Origin of the sequence: Amycolatopsis acididurans (assembly GCF_012328925.1) — a bacterium.
GTDB classification, from domain to species: Bacteria; Actinomycetota; Actinomycetes; order Mycobacteriales; family Pseudonocardiaceae; genus Amycolatopsis_E; species Amycolatopsis_E acididurans.
The window spans coordinates 1-16,371 of record NZ_JAAXLS010000085.1; the positions used below are offsets into that span (position 1 = coordinate 1).

15 protein-coding genes are annotated in these 16,371 nt (G+C 70.0%); 6 read left to right on the forward strand and 9 right to left on the reverse strand.

The window, feature by feature from the left end; translation table 11 throughout:
- Positions 1-11: 11 nt before the first annotated feature.
- Complete coding sequence (locus tag HFP15_RS40935) at positions 12-647, reverse strand: HAD family hydrolase (RefSeq protein WP_168523803.1); 636 nt, start codon at positions 645-647, stop codon at positions 12-14.
- Between the two features lie 67 nt (positions 648-714).
- Here HFP15_RS40935 and HFP15_RS40940 point away from each other — a divergent pair, with 67 nt between their 5' ends.
- From HFP15_RS40940 to HFP15_RS40950, 3 genes are all read left to right on the forward strand, one after another.
- On the forward strand, positions 715-1,170 hold the full coding sequence (locus HFP15_RS40940) for a MarR family winged helix-turn-helix transcriptional regulator (RefSeq protein ID WP_168523805.1): 456 nt from the start codon (positions 715-717) through the stop codon (positions 1,168-1,170).
- The gene (locus HFP15_RS40945) at positions 1,160-2,443 is read left to right on the forward strand and encodes an MFS transporter (RefSeq protein WP_168523807.1); all 1,284 of its coding nucleotides are present in this window, start codon (positions 1,160-1,162) and stop codon (positions 2,441-2,443) included. Before HFP15_RS40940 ends, HFP15_RS40945 begins: the two co-directional genes overlap by 11 nt.
- Positions 2,444-2,528: 85 nt before the next feature.
- Entirely contained in the window at positions 2,529-4,547 is a 2,019-nt protein-coding gene (locus HFP15_RS40950; RefSeq protein ID WP_312871999.1) for a PhoX family protein, read from the forward strand.
- Here HFP15_RS40950 and HFP15_RS40955 read toward each other — a convergent pair.
- Positions 4,544-5,851 (reverse strand): MFS transporter, encoded by a 1,308-nt coding sequence (locus HFP15_RS40955; RefSeq protein ID WP_168523809.1) that lies wholly within the window; start codon positions 5,849-5,851, stop codon positions 4,544-4,546. The two genes, HFP15_RS40950 and HFP15_RS40955, sit on opposite strands and share 4 nt — an antisense overlap.
- A gap of 55 nt (positions 5,852-5,906) precedes the next feature.
- Between HFP15_RS40955 and HFP15_RS40960 the strand changes: the two genes are divergently transcribed.
- Positions 5,907-6,593 carry an SDR family oxidoreductase gene (locus HFP15_RS40960; protein ID WP_168523811.1) on the forward strand — a complete coding sequence of 229 codons (687 nt, stop codon included), beginning with the start codon at positions 5,907-5,909 and terminating at the stop codon, positions 6,591-6,593.
- A gap of 4 nt (positions 6,594-6,597) precedes the next feature.
- Here HFP15_RS40960 and HFP15_RS40965 read toward each other — a convergent pair whose 3' ends face one another.
- Genes HFP15_RS40965 through HFP15_RS40975 form a run of 3 tightly spaced genes read right to left on the reverse strand, consistent with a single transcriptional unit; the run spans position 6,598 to position 10,256 of the window.
- Positions 6,598-7,902: an amidohydrolase family protein gene (locus tag HFP15_RS40965; protein ID WP_168523813.1), complete on the reverse strand. Its 1,305-nt coding sequence runs from the start codon at positions 7,900-7,902 to the stop codon at positions 6,598-6,600.
- 9 nt (positions 7,903-7,911) lie between these two features.
- On the reverse strand, positions 7,912-8,565 hold the full coding sequence (locus HFP15_RS40970; protein ID WP_168523815.1) for a response regulator: 654 nt from the start codon (positions 8,563-8,565) through the stop codon (positions 7,912-7,914).
- Positions 8,562-10,256 carry a sensor histidine kinase gene (locus HFP15_RS40975; RefSeq protein WP_168523817.1) on the reverse strand — a complete coding sequence of 565 codons (1,695 nt, stop codon included), beginning with the start codon at positions 10,254-10,256 and terminating at the stop codon, positions 8,562-8,564. The genes HFP15_RS40970 and HFP15_RS40975 overlap by 4 nt, the downstream gene beginning before the upstream one ends.
- 109 nt (positions 10,257-10,365) lie before the next feature.
- Between HFP15_RS40975 and HFP15_RS40980 the strand changes: the two genes are divergently transcribed.
- The gene (locus HFP15_RS40980; RefSeq protein ID WP_168523819.1) at positions 10,366-11,082 is read left to right on the forward strand and encodes an ABC transporter ATP-binding protein; all 717 of its coding nucleotides are present in this window, start codon (positions 10,366-10,368) and stop codon (positions 11,080-11,082) included.
- A 113-nt stretch (positions 11,083-11,195) separates the two neighbouring features.
- Complete coding sequence (locus HFP15_RS40985; protein WP_312872000.1) at positions 11,196-13,376, forward strand: FtsX-like permease family protein; 2,181 nt, start codon at positions 11,196-11,198, stop codon at positions 13,374-13,376.
- 43 nt (positions 13,377-13,419) lie between these two features.
- Here HFP15_RS40985 and trmB read toward each other — a convergent pair whose 3' ends face one another.
- The 4 genes from trmB to HFP15_RS41005 form a co-directional block, all read right to left on the reverse strand.
- Positions 13,420-14,118: a tRNA (guanosine(46)-N7)-methyltransferase TrmB gene (trmB, locus tag HFP15_RS40990; protein WP_168523822.1), complete on the reverse strand. Its 699-nt coding sequence runs from the start codon at positions 14,116-14,118 to the stop codon at positions 13,420-13,422.
- 100 nt (positions 14,119-14,218) lie between these two features.
- On the reverse strand, positions 14,219-14,773 hold the full coding sequence (locus HFP15_RS40995) for a hypothetical protein (RefSeq protein WP_168523824.1): 555 nt from the start codon (positions 14,771-14,773) through the stop codon (positions 14,219-14,221).
- Positions 14,774-15,024: 251 nt separating this feature from the next.
- Positions 15,025-15,792 carry an ABC transporter permease gene (locus HFP15_RS41000; protein WP_168523826.1) on the reverse strand — a complete coding sequence of 256 codons (768 nt, stop codon included), beginning with the start codon at positions 15,790-15,792 and terminating at the stop codon, positions 15,025-15,027.
- Positions 15,793-15,808: 16 nt separating this feature from the next.
- Positions 15,809-16,371: DUF8746 domain-containing protein (locus tag HFP15_RS41005; protein ID WP_168523828.1), on the reverse strand; the 563-nt coding region annotated here is incomplete at its 5' end.

Below are 16,371 nucleotides of genomic sequence, written 5' to 3' on the forward strand. Positions count from 1 at the left end.
GGTTGGGGGCGCTAGAGCTTGTTGGGGAGGTCGGCGATTTCGCCCAGGACGAACGCGGCGTTCGCCAGTACCGCCGGGTCGGGTGGGAAATGCGGGTTGGGCACGGCGTAGACGGTCATCCCCGCCGCCATCGCCGCGCGCAGTCCGTTGGTCGTGTCCTCGACGGCGGCGCAGGCTTGCGGCCGCACGTCCAGCAGTTCGGCGGCCTTGAGGTAGACGTCCGGCGCGGGTTTGCCCGCCGCGACCTCCTGGCTGGACACCGCGACCGGAACGAGTCCGGTCAGATTCGTCGCCGCCAGGAACGCCTTGATCAGCACCGGTGGTGACGAGCTGGCGATGGCGACCGGGAATCGCTCCGCGACGGCACGCACCGCGTCCTCCGCGCCCGGCAGCACCGGCGGCCCACCGGCGTAGCGCGCGGCCATCTCCTCGATGACGACCTCGGCGATCCGTTCCGGGCTCAGCCGCGCGCCCAGCTCCTCCACCAGGTACCGCGCCCATTCCGGGGTGCTCATCCCCTGCATCGCCCGCGTCGCCTCGCCGGTCCACTCTCCGCCGTGCCCGGCGACGACCGCACGACGCACCTCGTCCCAGGTCTGCTCGGAGTCGACCAGCACGCCGTCGAGGTCGAAGATCACCGCGTCCATGCCCAGAACCGTACCTTGTGACCGGTCTTACTTCGACAAGCTAACTAAAATTACTTAGTATGGCTAAGTGAAGTCCGGAGTAGCTGAGCTCGCACACGAGCTGCGACCGCTCGTCTTTCGCCTCTACTACGTGGTGCGCAGGCTGACGCCGCAACACCGGCTGAGCCTGACGCAGGGTTCGGTGCTGAGCGAGCTGGTCACCGGCGGTCCGCGGCGGATGAGCGTGCTCGCCGAACTCGAAGGCGTGCGCCAGCCGTCGATGACTGATCTGGTGCGCAGGCTCGAACGGCTCGGCCTGGTGAGCAGGGCGCCCGATCCCGACGACCGGCGCGCGGTGCTGATCACGGCGACCGAGGCGGGCAAGGAATACGTCGAGGAGCTCGTGGTGGCCCGCGAGGAGTTCCTTCGCGAGCGGCTCACCGCTCTGGACCCGGCCGAGCGGACGGCCATCGAGGCCGCGTTGCCCGCGCTGCGACGACTTGTCGATCCAGCGAAAAAGGAGGAGTTGCTGGATGAGCGCTGATCGAAGGACCGCACGGAACGGCGCGCCCGTGAAGGACCGGCTGGGTGCGCAACCCCGCAAAAGCACGGGCCACGGCAGTCTCTTGGACGCCGTGAAGGGCCAGCCCAAACAGGTCTGGATCACCGCGTTCGCCGCCGTGATCGCGTTCATGGGGATCGGCCTTGTCGACCCGATCCTGCTGTCCATCGCCGAGGGGCTGCACGCCACGCCCTCTCAGGTGACCCTGCTGTTCTCGTCGTACCTGGGCGTGCAGGTGCTGGCGATGCTGATCACCGGCGCGGCGAGCGCGAAGTTCGGTCCGAAGAGGACGGTGCTCACCGGGCTCGTCCTGATCGTGGTCGCGACCGCGTTGTGCGCGATGGCCGGGTCGATCGGCCAGCTGGTCGCGCTGCGTGCGGTGTGGGGCCTCGGCAACGCGTTCTTCATCGCGACGGCGTTGTCGGTGATCGTCGGCGCCGCCACCGGGGGCCAGGCCGGGGCGATCCTGCTGTACGAGGCCGCACTCGGCGTCGGGCTCGCGGTCGGTCCGCTGCTCGGCGCGCTGCTGGGCAGCATCTCCTGGCGTGGCCCGTTCGTCGGGACGGCCGTGCTGATGGCGGCCGCGCTGGTGCTGTGCTCGATCTTCCTGAACCGGGACTCACACGAGAAACGCGCGAAAATCCGGCTTTCCGATCCGCTGCGCGCGCTCGCGCACGGCGGTCTGCTGCGCACCTCGATCGGTTCGGCGCTCTACACCGCCGCGTTCTTCACTGTCCTGGCGTGGACGCCGTTCGTGCTGAACTGGGGCGCCGTCGCCGTCGGACTGATCTTCTGCGGCTGGGGCCTGTGCGTCGCGGTCGCGGGCGTGGTGTTCGCGCCGAAGCTCGCCGGACGCCTGGGCGAGCGGCACGCGACCGCGTTGTCGGTGCTCGGCTACGCGGTGCTGATGCTCGTGCTGGCGGTGCCGAGCAAGCCGGTGGTGGTCGTCGCGGTGATCGTGTCCGGGCTGATTTCTGGCCTGCTGAACACCCTGTTCACCGGCACCGCGATGTCGATCAGCGACGCGCCGCGTCCGGTGGCGAGTGCGGGCTACAACTTCTGCCGGTGGCTCGGCGGTGCGGCGGCCGCGACCCTCGTCGGGCACGTCGCGGCCTGGTTCGGCTCCGACCACGCTCCGTTCGTCGTCTCGGCGGTGCTCTGCGTGATCGCCGGCGGCTTGCTGGCCGTCGGGACCAAGAAGGCCGATCCGCACCAGGTGCCTGCCGAAGCGGCGCTGGTCGGCGAAGAGCTTTAAGGTTCGTTTACCTGTAGTTTGGCAGCACCTGGCCTTTCTCGCTTAACGTCACGATCAGTTCCCCTGACTGAGTGATGGAGGCCCGGTGTTGTCCTTGCCCCTGTTCGTCCACAGCGGCGCCAGAGCTGCGACCACCTGCTTGTACCGCTGCGGCAACGCCTGTGCCCACGAGGCGCCGAACACCTCCGACAACGAGTACTTCGGCGAGGTCGCGAAGAACGTCCTGTCGCGACGTGGCGTGTTCAAGGCCGGTGCGGTGATGGCCGCGGCGGCAGGCGGTTTCGCCGCGCTCGCCGGCACGGCGACCGCCGCCCCGGCCGCGTTGAGCAAGCGTCCCGGCCGCCCCGTGCCCGGCACCGACTTCGAACCCGTCGCACCCAACACCGCCGACGCCGTCGTGATCCCGCGCGGCTACGAGCAGGACGTCGTGATCCGCTGGGGCGACGCGGTCGAGTACGGCGCCCCGAAGTTCGACCCCGCCAAGCAGACCGCGGCCGCGCAGGCCAAGCAGTTCGGCTACAACAACGACTTCGTCGGCCTCATCGACAACGGCCACGACAGCTGGCTGATGGTGGTCAACCACGAGTACACCACCGAGACGCAGATGTTCCCGGCCGGCACGTACGACGCGAACAACCCGGCCCGCGAGCACGCCGAAATCGCCTGGGCCGCGCACGGGCTGTCCGTCGTGCAGGTGCGCAGGAGCCGCAAGGGCGGCCTGGAGGTCGTGCCGAGCCGCTACGGCCGCCGCATCACGCTGAACACCGAGTTCGAGGTGCGCGGCCCGGCCGCGGGCTCGAAGTACCTGAAGACTTCCGCCGATCCCAGCGGCCGCAGGGTGTTCGGCACGCAGAACAACTGCTCGGGCGGCGTGACGCCGTGGGGCACCGTGCTTTCCGGCGAGGAGAACTTCAACCAGTACTTCGCCAACGCCAACACCGTGACCGATCCGGCCGTCGCGCAGCGCCTCGCGCGGTACGGCATCTCGGGTGGTGCGAGCACCCGCAAGTGGGAGCGGTTCGACCAGCGCTGGGACATCGCGGCCGAGCCCAACGAGGTCAACCGTTTCGGCTGGGTCGTCGAGATCGACCCCAACGACCCGGCTTCCACACCGGTCAAGCACACCGCGCTGGGCCGGTTCAAGCACGAGGCCGCCAACATCGCCATCGCGCGTGACGGCCGGGTCGTGGTGTACATGGGCGACGACGAGCGCTTCGACTACATCTACAAGTTCGTCTCCAGCGGCAAGTACAAGAAGGGCACCAGCGCGTTCGCGCGGCGGCACAACTCGTCACTGCTGGACGACGGCACGCTCTACGTCGCCAGGTTCACCGGCGACAGCCCGGCGGGCGAGATCGACGGTTCGGGCAAGCTACCCGCCGACGGTGAGTTCGACGGCACCGGCCAGTGGATTCCGCTGGCCAGCGGAAACAAATCCTTTGTGGACGGATTCAGCGCCGAGGAGGTCTACGTCTTCACCCGGCTGGCCGCGGACAAGGTCGGCGCGACGAAGATGGACCGCCCCGAGGACATCGAGCCGAACCCGGTCAACGGCCGCGTCTACGCCGCGCTGACGAACAACACCAACCGTGGCGCGGCGGGCAAACCGGCGGCCGACGAGGCGAATCCGCGCACGAACAACAAGAACGGCCACATCCTGGAGTGGGAGGAGGACCGCGGCGACGCGGCGTCGCCGAAGTTCTCCTGGCGCCTGCTGCTGGTCTGCGGTGACCCGGCCACGGCCGACACCTACTTCGGCGGTTTCCCCAAGGACCAGGTCAGCCCCATCTCCTGCCCGGACAACGTGGCGTTCGACCCGTACGGCAACCTCTGGATCTCCACCGACGGCAACGAGCTCGGCTCCAACGACGGCCTGTTCTCGGTGCCCGTCGAGGGGCCGGAACGCGGGCACGTCAAGCAGTTCCTCACCGTGCCGGTCGGCGCCGAGACCTGTGGACCGGTCATCACCAGCGATTTCGTGCTGGTCGCCGTGCAGCACCCGGGTGAGGACGGCACTCCGACGGCACCGACCTCGCACTGGCCCGACGGCGGCACCTCGATCGCCCGCCCGGCCATCGTGTCGGTCTGGAAGTCCGGGCGCTAGTTTCGTTTCGGCCTGGCACCCAGCGCGACGGCCACGAGTGCGCCGGCGACCATGCACGCGCCGACGACCCACAGGCCCGTGCGCTGGGTGCCGGTCAGGTCGCGCAGCCAGCCGGTGACGTAGGGCGCGGCGAACCCGCTGATGTTGCCCAGCGAGTTGATCAGCGCGATGCCACCGGCGGCCGCCGTGCCCGCGAGGAAGTTCGACGGCAGCGCCCAGAACGTGGGCAGCGCGGCGCACACGCCGGCCGCGCACACCGTCACCGCGGTCATCGCCGCGTACGGGTTGCCCATGTACAGCGCGATCGGGATGGCGATGCCGCCGAGCAGCATCGGGATCGCGACGTGCCACTTGCGCTCGTTCGTGCGGTCGCCGTGCCGTGCCCAGAGCACCATGACCACGGCACCGACCACGTACGGGATCGCCGTGACGAGCCCGGCCTGTGTCACCGAGAGCTTGGTGCCGAACTCCGCGCCGAAGCCGGCGATGATCGTCGGCAGGAAGAAACCCAGTGCGTACAGGCCGTAGGCGATCGCGAAGTAGACGAACGCGAGCGCGATGATGCGCGGGTGAGTAAGCGCTTTCCGTAGCGGCCAGTGGAACTCCGCCTCGGTGGCCCGGCGTTCGGCGTCCAGTTCGCCGGTGAGCCACTTGCGCTCGTCCTCGGTGAGCCACTTGGCCTTCTCCGGCCGGTCGGTGAGGTAGAACCAGGTCACGAACGCGAGCAGGATCGACGGGACACCTTCGACGAGGAACATGAACCGCCAGCCCGACAGGCCGAAGATGCCGTGCCCGTGCGCGATGAGCAGGCTCGACACGGTCGAGCCGATCGCCGAGGAGATCGGGATCGCGGTCATGAACAGCGCGACGGCCTTCGCGCGCTGCGCGGCCGGGAACCAGTAGGTCAGATACAGGATGATGCCGGGGAAGAACCCGGCTTCGGCGACGCCGAGCAGAAACCGCAGGATGATCAGGGTCGTCGCGTTGGGCACGAACGCGAGTACGGTCGCGATGATGCCCCAGGTGATCATGATCCGGGCGAGCCACCGCCGCGCGCCGAAGCGGTGCAGCGCGAGGTTGCTCGGCACTTCGAGGATCAGGTAGCCGAGGAAGAAGATGCCGGAGGCGAAACCGAACGCGGTGGAGGTCATCGCCAGCTCGTGGTTCATCCCGTTGGGCCCGGCGAACCCGATGTTGACCCGGTCGAGATAGTTGACGAAATACAGCAGTGCCAGAAACGGCATGATCCGGATGGCGACCTTGCTGAGTACCCGGTTTCCCTGGGTTGCGGTCCGCGTCGACATGAAGAAATAACAGGCCACCCGGCACGGTTCGTCAAGAACGATTTACGGTTGAGGCATGTCGGAAACACCCCTTGCCCTGGTCACCGGCGCCAGCCGCGGTATCGGCGCCGCCGTCGCGCGTGCGCTCGCGCCCAGCCACCGCGTGCTGCTCGGCGGTCGCGACGCCGACGCGCTGGCGAAGGCCGCGGGCGAGCTGCCGCAGGCCGAGCCGTGGCCGGTGGAGCTGACCGATTTCGCGGCACTGGCCGCAGCCGCGGCGCGGATCGACCGGCTCGACGTCCTGGTGCATTCGGCCGGCGTCGCCGAGCTGGGCACGATCGAGCAGTCCGACCCGGACCGGTGGCGGCGCAACTTCGAGGTCAACGTGGTCGTGGTCGCGGAGCTGACCCGGCTGCTGCTGCCCGCGCTGCGCGCCGCGCGCGGACACGTGGTCGTGATCAACTCCGGGCAGGGCCTGAGCGCCAGGGCGGGCTGGGGCGGCTACGCGGCCAGCAAGTTCGGCGCCCGCGCGTTCGCCGACGTCCTGCGTGCGGAAGAGGAGGCGCTGCGCGTGACGTCGGTCTTCCCCGGCCGCACCGATACGGAAATGCAGCAGTCGGTGGTCGCGAGCGAAGGCGGCGAGTACCGCCCCGAGCAGTACCTGCGCCCGGAATCCGTCGCGGCGGCGGTGCTCGGCGCGGTGACGGCGACTCCGGACGCACATCCGACGGAGATCGTGGTGCGACCGCGAGGAAACCGGTAGGAGCTCAGCCCATCAGCCTCGCCGCGGCTTCCTTGGCCGAGGCGAGGGCCTTCGCCCGGTCCGCGCGGGTCGGCTCGCCGTCCTTGATGACCTGATCGCCCGCGACCCAGACGTCCTGGACGCGCCGGGAACCCGATGCCCACACCAGGTTCGCCAGCAGTTGCTCGTCGGGCACGTCCAGGCCCGCGGCGAAGGCGAAGTCGTCGGTGTCGATGTGCACCATGTCCGCCCATCGGCCCGCTTCCAGCGCACCGATGTCCGTGCGGCCCAGCGCCTCCGCGCCGCCGCGCGTCGCCAGCAGCAGCGCGTCGGCGGCACTCAACGCCGTGGAGTCCTTTGTGGACAAACGAGCGAGCATCGCGGAGAGCTGAACCTCCTCCCACAGGTCCAGATCGTCGTTGCTCGCCGGGCCGTCCGTGCCGAGACCGACCGCCACCGAGGCGGCCCGCAAGTCCTTCAGGCGCGCGAAACCCGAGGCCAGCTTGGCGTTCGACCCCGGGCAATGCGCGACGCCGACCCCCTTCGCGGCGAACAACGCGATGTCCTCATCGGACAGATGCACGGCGTGTGCGGCCACCACCCGGCCGTCCAGCAGGCCGACCCGGTCCAGCAGCTTGGGCACCGAACCGAACTCCGCGCGCTGCTTCTCGTCCTCGTTCGGCGCCTCCGCGACGTGGATCTGCACGAGAGCTCCCCGCGCCGCGGCCGACTCCGCGGTGAGCCGCAACGCTTCCGGCGGCAGCATGTACGCCGAATGCGCCGCATATGACAGCTCGATCCGGTCCCCGGGTCCGAAAACCAGCCCTTCCGCGTCGATCCACTTCTCCGTGCCGGCGATCATCCGCCGCCAGTCGAGACCCGGCAGGTCGATGATCGGCCCGCCGAGCACCACCCGCGCCCCGGTCGTCAGCACCGCCTCGGCCATCTCCTCGGCGTGGAAGTACATCTCGGCGCTCGTCGTCACGCCGTTGTGCAGCATCTCCAGCGAGCCGAGCAGCATCCCGGCCCGCACGTCCTCGGCCCGCAGCTTGGCCTCGGCGGGCCAGATGACCTCGTTCAGCCACCGCAGCAGCGGCAGGTCCCCGCCCATCCCGCGCAGCAGCGTCATCGGCGAGTGCGCGTGCGCGTTCACCAGGCCGGGCACCAGGATTCCGGGCAGCGCGGTGACCGGGGCATCCGAAGCCGGCGCCTGCTGGGCCGGGCCGCAGTAGGTGATGCGCCCGTCGGTCACTTCGACGATGCCGTCCCGGATCACCGAACAGGCTGGGTCACATGGCAGGACGACGGGGGCGCTGAATCGACGTGACATGCGCCGATCTTAGGAATCCAGCAACCCGCTGCGCCAGGCCCACGCGGCGATCTCCACGCGGTTGCGCGCCCCGATCTTGCCCTGCACCGAGGCCAGATGCGTCTTCACGGTGGACAACGACAGGAACAGCTCCGCGCCGATCTCGGTGTTGGTCAGCCCCCGTGCGGCCGCCCGCACGACGTCCAGCTCGCGCGCGGTCAGCGGTTCCTTCGGCTGCTCCACGTCCCGCCGGGGACCGCCGCCGTCGAAGTGCTTCAGCAGCCGCACCGTGATCTGCGGCGACACGAGCGCGTCACCGCGCTGCGCGGCGCGCACCGCCTCGATCAGCAGCGCGGGCCCGGCGTCCTTGAGCAGGAAGCCGCTCGCGCCGTTGCGCAGCGCGGTGTGCACGTACTCGTCGAGGTCGAACGTGGTCACGACGACCACTTTCAGCGGATCGGCCACCTCCGGACCGGAGAGCTGGCGCGTCACCTCGAGTCCGTCGAGGCCGGGCATGCGGATGTCGAGCAGGCACACGTCCGGCCGCAGCTCGCGTGCCTTCGTCACGGCCGCGACCCCGTCCGCGACGTCGGCGACGACCTCGATGTCCTCCTGCGTGTCCAGGATCATCCGGAACCCGGTGCGCACCATGCTCTGGTCATCGGCGATGAGCACCCGGATCATTCGGCTTCCCCCTGCAACGGCAGCCACGCGTCGACGAGCCAGCCCCCGTCGACCGGCCCGGCGGTCAGGCTGCCGTGCAGCAACTCGACCCGCTCGCGCATTCCGACCAGACCGTAGCCGCCCGAGCCCCCGACGGGTTTGCCGACCGGCGCCCTGCCGTCGTCGCTCACCCGGATGTGCAGGTCCGTCTCCACGACCTCGGCCAGCACCTCGACGCGCGTCGCGCCCGCCGCGTGCTTGCCGACGTTGGTCAGCGACTCCTGCACCAGCCGCAGCGCGGAGCGGGCGACCTCCTGCGGGATGTCCGGCGGGAGCCGCAGGTCCGCATCGGTGTGCACACCGTGGTGTGCGGCCGCGATCAGCTGGCGCAGGTCGGCTTCCAGGTTCATGGTGGCCTGCTCGGTGGCCTGCGAGCTGCCCCGCATGCTCCGCACCAGCCGCCGCATCGCGACGAGTGCCTCGGTGCCGGCCGTTTCGATGCGGTCCAGCGCCTCCATGGCGAGCTTGGGGTTCGACTCGCCCATCAGCTTCGCCGCCTGCGCCTGCACAACGATTCCGGTCACGTGGTGCGCGACCACGTCGTGCAGTTCGCGGGCCAGCGCCATCCGCTCCGAGGTCTGCGCCTCGGTCACCGCGGCCTCGACGACCTTCGCGCGTTCGGAATCCCGGGCCCGGAAGTACAGGCCGATCGCGACCGCGAGGCCGAGCAGCAGGATCGCGCCGATCGCCAGGATGGTGAGATTCGACCCGTCGCGAACGTTCGCTGCGGAGGCGAGCGCGACGGCGAGCGACAGGGCGCCGATCGTGAGCCAGGCAGGCCGCGTCGGCACGGTGCGGATCAGGAAGACCACCACGACAAGGCCCGCGGCGATCACGGTGACCGGCAGGGTGTCGAACGCCATCTGGTACCGCGGCGCGGCCCGGAAACCGATGGGCGACACCAGGATCACCCCGGCCAGCAGCAGGCCCGCGCGCACCGGAAGACGCGACGCGAGCACGGCGAGCACCGCGCTCACGAGCGAGCACACCAGCAGCGGCAGCGCCGGTGGGCCCTTGTCCAGCGCCTGCGGCAGTTCGAGGAACAACGGCAGGCACATCGCGCCGATGAGCGGCCACTGCTCGCGGAACATCTTCGTCGCCGCGGACGTGTGCTCCATGGGGCTCCGCACCCGGAACTGGACTCCCATCGCGACCGCGGCGATCAGCAGCACCAGCCCGATCAACAGGGTCTCGAAGACCCGGTTCGAGCCGATGTTGACGCCGTCGCGGCCGCCGATCGCGATCAGCGTGGCCACCACCAGCGAGCTGACCGCGGTGAAGGAGAACCACGGCCGTGCCCACCGGACGCAGAAGAACACCAGCTCCAGCCCGGCGACGGTTTCGGCGAGCGAGACGTCGGTCAGCAGCGTCGAGTACGGCGTGACGTCGGCGTAACGGATCACCGCCGTCGAGGCGATCAGCACGGCCGACGCCGCGAAGGACGCCTGCACCGCGTGCCGCCTGCCCCACAGCCCGCAGCCGACCATCGCGAGGATGCCCGGCAGCAACAGCAGATCGCGCCCGCGCGGGCCCACGTCGTCGAACGCGGCGGGCAGGATGATCAGCAGATCGCCGAGCAGTGCCGCGAGCAGCACGAAGCCCTCGAGACCCAGCTTGCGCTGGAGCGCGGGCAGGCGGTCGGAGAACGGCACACCGTGACGTTAGAGGATTCGAAGTCATCCGCACCTTGGCCGCCCGGCCACCCCAGATCGGCCGATCGGCTGATCCGGCGCCGCGTGCCTGGCTGTGAATGTGCTGTGCATGAATCCACTTCGGAGGAACACCGCACCAGCACAGAGCGGTCACGCGGTGCTGTCCGGTCGGGGACTGGTCAAGCGGTACGGCACGCAGCACGCGCTGGCGGGGGCAGACATCGGCATCCAGCAGGGCGAGGCCGTCGCGATCGTCGGGCCGTCCGGTTCCGGCAAGACGACCTTGCTGCACGTGCTCGCCGGTATTCTCAAACCGGATGCGGGCGAGATTTTCCTTGCGGGGCAACGGATCGACCAGTTCTCCGAGAAGCGGCGCAGCGAACTGCGGCGCAGCGAGTTCGGCTTCGTGTTCCAGCAGGGGATGCTCGTCGCGGAGTTGACGGCGGAGGAGAACGTCGCGCTGCCGCTGCTGCTCGGCGGCACCGCACGCAAGCAGGCGCTGAGCGCGGCACGCGAATGGCTGACCCGGCTGGGGTTGCGCGGCCGCGAGGGCAGCAGGCCGGGCGAGCTGTCCGGCGGCCAGGCGCAGCGCGTCGCGATCGCAAGGGCGCTCACCCACCAGCCGAAGGTGATTTTCGCCGACGAGCCGACCGGCGCGCTCGACACGCGCACCGGCAAGGAGACCATGGACGCGCTGCTCGTCGCGGCCAGTGACGCCGGGTCCTCGGTGCTGATCGTGACGCACGACCGCGAGCTGGCCGATTCGCTGCCGCGCACGGTGATCATGCGCGACGGCCGGATCGCCACCGGGGTGGCCGTCGCATGAACCCACTGCAGTGCCAACGCGGGACACCCGCACCCGATCGGTCCTCCTCCGACGTCGCTCCTTCGTCGCGCAGTCTTCGTGTGGTCCTCGGGCTGGCGTCGCGCGTGCTACGCGTGGACCGAAAGACCAGAACGTCGACGATCCTGACCGCGGTCGGCGTCGCGGTCGCGACCGGTCTGGTGTTGCTGCTGGTCAGTCTGCCGTACGCGACGCAAGCCAGAGCCGAGCGTGCGAACTGGCAACTGCCGGACTACGACCGCGACGGCACCGCGATGTTGTTCTCGCACACCGAGGACTACACCGGTGGCGACGCCATCGACCGGGTCGACCTGGCGTCCACTGTGGACCCGTCGACGATCGCGCTGCCGCCGGGCGTGCCGCGGGTTCCCGGGCCCGGTGAGGTGCTGGTGTCGCCCGGCCTGTTAGAGCGGATGCACGAACTGCCCGCCGCCCAGCTCGCCGACCGGTTCCCCGGGCGGGTCGTCGGCACGCTGACCGACGCGGCGCTCAAGTACCCCGGCCAGCTGGTCGCGGTCGTCGGGCACACGCCGGACACGATGCCGGACAGTGCCGTGCGGACCAACGGTTTCCAGACCGCGAGCATCGCCGAGCCGGACCCGATGCTGGAACTGCTCGCCGGGGTCGGCGTGGTCGTGTTGCTGGTGCCGAGCCTGGTGCTGGTCGCGTCCTCGTCTCGGCTCACCGCGGCCCGCCGGGAACGCAGGCTCGCGGCGCTGCGGCTCGCCGGCGCCACCCCCGGCCAGGTCACCTCGATGGTGGCGGCCGAGACCGGGATCGCCGCGGTCGCGGGCGCACTGCTCGGCCTCGCGGTGAGTCCCGTGCTGCAGGCCGCGGCGACGCTCGTCCCGTGGGACGGCGGCACCTGGCGGTCCTCCGACTTCGACATGCCGGCCGGGGTCGAGGTGGCACTGGTCGTCGCGATTCCGGCGCTGGTTCTTCTCGCCGCCGTGGTCGGCCTGCGGCGCGTGGTGAGCAACCCGGTCGGTGCCGCCTCGGCACACCGACCGAAGCCATTGCGGCCGTGGCGCCTGCTCGCGCTGCCGATCACGGGCGCGTTCTTCTTCTACGCCGTGAGCAGCGACGATCCGAGCCTGGAGATGATCCTGCTCGGGCTGCTGCTCGTCGTCGGATCGGCCGTCGTGGTCGGGCCATGGGTGACCTACGCGGTGGGCCGGATCTTCGTGCGGTTCTGGCGCCGCCCGTCCGGGCTGCTCGCCGGGCGGCGGCTGCTCGACGATCCACGCGGCGCGTACCGGGCGTCGGCGGGCGTGGTGCTGGCGGTGTTCGTCGGCTCGATGGCGCTGACCCTGATGCCGAGCTTCGAGGGCATGGCGGGCGGCAGCGGATCGCTGCGCGACTCCGTGCTGGCGGCTTACACCTCCGGGGAGAAGGTCGGCCCGCTGACCGAGCAGACCAACGAAAGGCTCGCGAAGACCGGCCAGCAGGCACGGGCCGTCGCGGTCGGCGAGGTCACGCTCGGCACGGTCAACGGCAGCAGGATCACGGCCTACGTCGTGACCTGCGCGCAGGCGGGGCAGCTGCTCAAGGTCAACGTGACCTGCGCGGCCGGGCCCGCGGTCTACAGCTTCCTCGGCGCCGGCGACTACACCGTCAGCGGCGGGTACGACGAGCCGGGCGTGCCGCTCAACCCGGGCACCGCGTCGCGCCCGATGGGCACGGTCAACGGCCGGAGCGCCTCGGTTTCGGCGATCATCGATCCCGCCGCGATACCCGCCGGGGTCCAGCCGCGGGACGCGGAGATCCTCGTCTCGACCGCGGGAAGCGATCCGGAGACCGTGCGGACCGCGCTGCTCGCGACCGGCGAAACCGTGTACGGGCAGGACACCCACGTGGTCCGGCAGCACATCATGCTCGCCGACCTGCGCCGCGTCACGGTGATCGGGCTGGTCGCGGCCGCGGTGCTGGCGGGGTGCAGCGCGGCGATCGCGACGGCCGGTTCGGTGATGGACCGCCGCCGCACATTCGGCGCGTTGATGGCGGCGGGCACGCCGGTACGCCTGCTGTCCAGGGCGCTGCGGGCCGAGGCGGCGCTGCCCGCGCTCGCCGCGACGGTCGGTGCCGGCGTCGTCGGCGTCGCGGTCGCGCTCGGCCTGTTCTCGCTCGTCCAGGACGCGCATTCGGGGGCGTCCGCCCTGGTCACGCCGTGGGTGCTGGCGCCGGTCGTGCTCGGCCTCGGGGTGGCCGTGCTCGCCGCGTCGGTGTGCACGCCCGCGCTGAACGGGGTGCGCGCCGAACCGCTCGCGGACGAGTGAGGCCCGGAGTGGGTGCCGCCTTTCGCCGGGGGAAGGGCGGCGCTCACTTCACCCGTTCGAAGATCAGGTCGTGGCTGATCCGGCCCTCTTCGTTGGCGCGCTGTTCGAACTTGGTCACCGGCCGCCAGCTCGGCCGCGGCGCCCAGTCCGGGAACCGGTTGCGCAGCCGCGGCTCGGCGGAGCACACCTCGAGCATCTGCTCGGCGTAGTGCTCCCAGTCGGTGGCCATGTGCAGCATCCCGCCGGGTGCGAGCCGGGACGCGACGAGCTTGACGAACTCGGGCTGGATCAACCGGCGCTTGTGGTGCCGCTTCTTGGGCCAGGGGTCGGGGAAGAAGATCCGCACCCCGGACAGCGTGTCGGGCGGGACGTGCTCGGTCAGCAGCACCACGGCGTCCCCGTGCAGCAGGCGCAGGTTCTCCAGTGCGAGCTTCTCGGCCCGCAGCATCAGCTGCCCGAGCCCGGCCTCGTACACCTCGACGGCGACGTAGTTGACCTCAGGCTCGGCCGCGGCGAGCTGCGCTGTGGTCTCGCCCATTCCGGACCCGATCTCCAGCAGTACCGGCGCCGCGCGGCCGAACCACTTGGCGAAGTCGATCGGCCCCGGCTCCAGTTCGGACACCTTCCGGCCCAGCTCCGGCCAGCACTGATCCCACGCCCGTTGCTGCCCGACGGTCATCCGGCCGCCGCGCTGCACGTAGCTCACTACGCTACGCAGGCGCGGTTGCTGCTCGCTTTCCACGAGTCCCAACTTACTGATCCGGTCAGAGCAGGCCGACACCCCGCAACCGGAGGCCGACCCGCATTCGGCGAATGGCCGTGACCGCCGACCGGCGCGGGGGTCAGCGGACCGCTTCGAACTCCCCCAAGCGGGATCGCAGACCGGCTAGCCCGGCGACCGCGAGCGGTTCGGGAGTGGTGCCACTGTGCGCGGGCAGCACGTCGATCCAGCCGTTGTGGCGGCTCGTGTTCAGGATCGTCGTCGGGATCTTGTGCCCGGACCTGCCCCGTTCCGAGGGCATGAACTCCCAGTACCCCGACTCACCGTCGGCGGCCCATGGCACATACTCCCAGCCGGTACGGCGGGAGAGCAGCTGCGCGATCCGGTCCTCGATGCGGAACCCGGTCTCACGCGAATCCAGCTCACCGGCGGCCAGTGCGCGAAGCCACCACGGTGCCGGGATGAGCTCGCCGCTGCCGTGTACGGCGCGGAACAGCGCCAGCACCTCGCTCTCCGGAGCGCGGTGAATCCAGGCGCGACGAATCTCCGACGGTTTGGTCGCCGACGCGATGGCGCGCGGCAGTTCGATGGCCTGCGACCACTGCAGGCCGTCCAATGGTTCGAGAGTCGGCTGATGCGCCACGCTGCGCGCTGCGGGAACGATATCCACCGTCAAGGGTCACCTCCGTAGGGTTTCCTGACGTGGTATTACCCATATTCCCTGGTCAGATGCCAGAAGTCGGGTGTCTGTGAGGGCAACCACAGCTGCTTAACGTGTTATTAACCCGGGTGCCGTAACGGGGCCGGCAAACGGGTGCGGCCCTGGGCCGCCCCCCGAATGGCGGCCCAGGGCCTTTCTTTCCCCTTGTCCAGCACCCCGCGCCCCGAAAATTTCGCGAGTCCCGCTGGAGTTTCCCCTGTGGTGGTCTACGCGTCGCGCCGGCGGGCGCTGCTGAGCGACAGTACGAGCAGGACCAGCGCGAACCCCGCGAAGTAGGCCAGCGCCCAGCCCTGGCCGAGCACCGCCGTGGACATCGGCGCTCCGTCCCCGGCCGCGCGCCCTGCGTTCGACGCGCCGTTGCCGGTGAGGAACTTGTCGGCGACGTTGAAGGGCATCCACTTGTAGATGTCGTCCCCGATGCTCGGGATCAGCCGGACCAGGCTCTCCACGGCCAGGCTGTAGATCATCAGCAGTGCGATCGCGCCGGCGCTGTGCCGGATGAGGATTCCGACAGCCACCGCGATCACGGCCGCCAGCGCGTAGATCACGCCGACCCCGGCGACGTTGATCCAGTCCGCGCCGCTGGTGAGCGCGAGGTTCGCGCCCGGCTTGAGCGCCCGGCCGACGGCCCACGAGCCGAACGCGGACAGCTCACCGATGACCAGCGCGAGCGTGGCCACCACGCCGGTCTTCGCGAGCAGGGCCGCGGTGCGGTTGGGCACCGCCTGGAACGTGGTGCGGATCGTGCCGAACCGGTACTCGGTGGTGACCGACAGTGCGGCCAGCACCATGATCACCGCCATGCCGAAGCTGTAGCCGAACTGGGTGGAGGCGACCGTCGCGGGCACCTCGGCGTTCGAGTTGCCGACGATCAGGGCGGCGAAGCCGATGGTCAGCACGAGCGTGACGAGCGCACACCACCACGGCGAACGCGTGGTGAACAGCTTGATTCTTTCGACTGCGAGCAGGGTCATCGTCTTCTTCTCTCCCCTAGTTCCCGCTCGGCGCGAGGACTTGCCGTGCCTCGGATTCCAGCTCGGTGTGGTACTCCACCGAGTCGCCGGTGATCTGCATGAAGGCCTGTTCCAGTGACCCCTGTTGCGGGCTCAGTTCGTGCAGCACGATTCCCGCCGCCCCGGCCATCTCGCCGACCTTGTCACTGTCCATTCCGGACACAAGGATCGCGTCGCCGGAGTCGGTGACGCTCGCGCTGGCCGAAACCAGCAGGCCACGTAGCTCGGCGAGCTGCGGGCTGCGCACCTTCACGGTGTTCTCCGCCGCGCGGGCCACGAAGTCCTTGGTGCTGCTCTGCGAGATCAGCTTCCCCTTGCCGATCACCACGAGGTTGCTGGCGGTGAGCGCCATTTCCGAGAGCAGGTGGCTCGACACGAACACGGTGCGGCCTTCGTCGGCGAGCCGGTGCATGAACTTGCGGATCCAGAGAATTCCCTCCGGGTCCAGCCCGTTGACCGGCTCGTCGAACAGCAGCACCTCCGGGTCACCGAGCAGTGCCGCCGCGATCCCCAGCCGCTGCGACATGCCCAGCGAGAACC

Excerpts from the sequence above, each read along its gene's own strand:
- HFP15_RS40935 (WP_168523803.1), bottom strand. The coding sequence starts at position 647 with ATGGACGCGGTGATCTTCGACCTCGACGGCGTGCTGGTCGACTCCGAG.
- HFP15_RS40960 (WP_168523811.1), top strand. The coding sequence starts at position 5,907 with ATGTCGGAAACACCCCTTGCCCTGGTCACCGGCGCCAGCCGCGGTATC.
- HFP15_RS40980 (WP_168523819.1), top strand. The coding sequence starts at position 10,366 with ATGAATCCACTTCGGAGGAACACCGCACCAGCACAGAGCGGTCACGCG.
- HFP15_RS40965 (WP_168523813.1), bottom strand. The coding sequence starts at position 7,902 with ATGTCACGTCGATTCAGCGCCCCCGTCGTCCTGCCATGTGACCCAGCC.
- HFP15_RS40970 (WP_168523815.1), bottom strand. The coding sequence starts at position 8,565 with ATGATCCGGGTGCTCATCGCCGATGACCAGAGCATGGTGCGCACCGGG.
- HFP15_RS40955 (WP_168523809.1), bottom strand. The coding sequence starts at position 5,851 with ATGTCGACGCGGACCGCAACCCAGGGAAACCGGGTACTCAGCAAGGTC.
- HFP15_RS40945 (WP_168523807.1), top strand. The coding sequence starts at position 1,160 with ATGAGCGCTGATCGAAGGACCGCACGGAACGGCGCGCCCGTGAAGGAC.
- HFP15_RS41000 (WP_168523826.1), bottom strand. The coding sequence starts at position 15,792 with ATGACCCTGCTCGCAGTCGAAAGAATCAAGCTGTTCACCACGCGTTCG.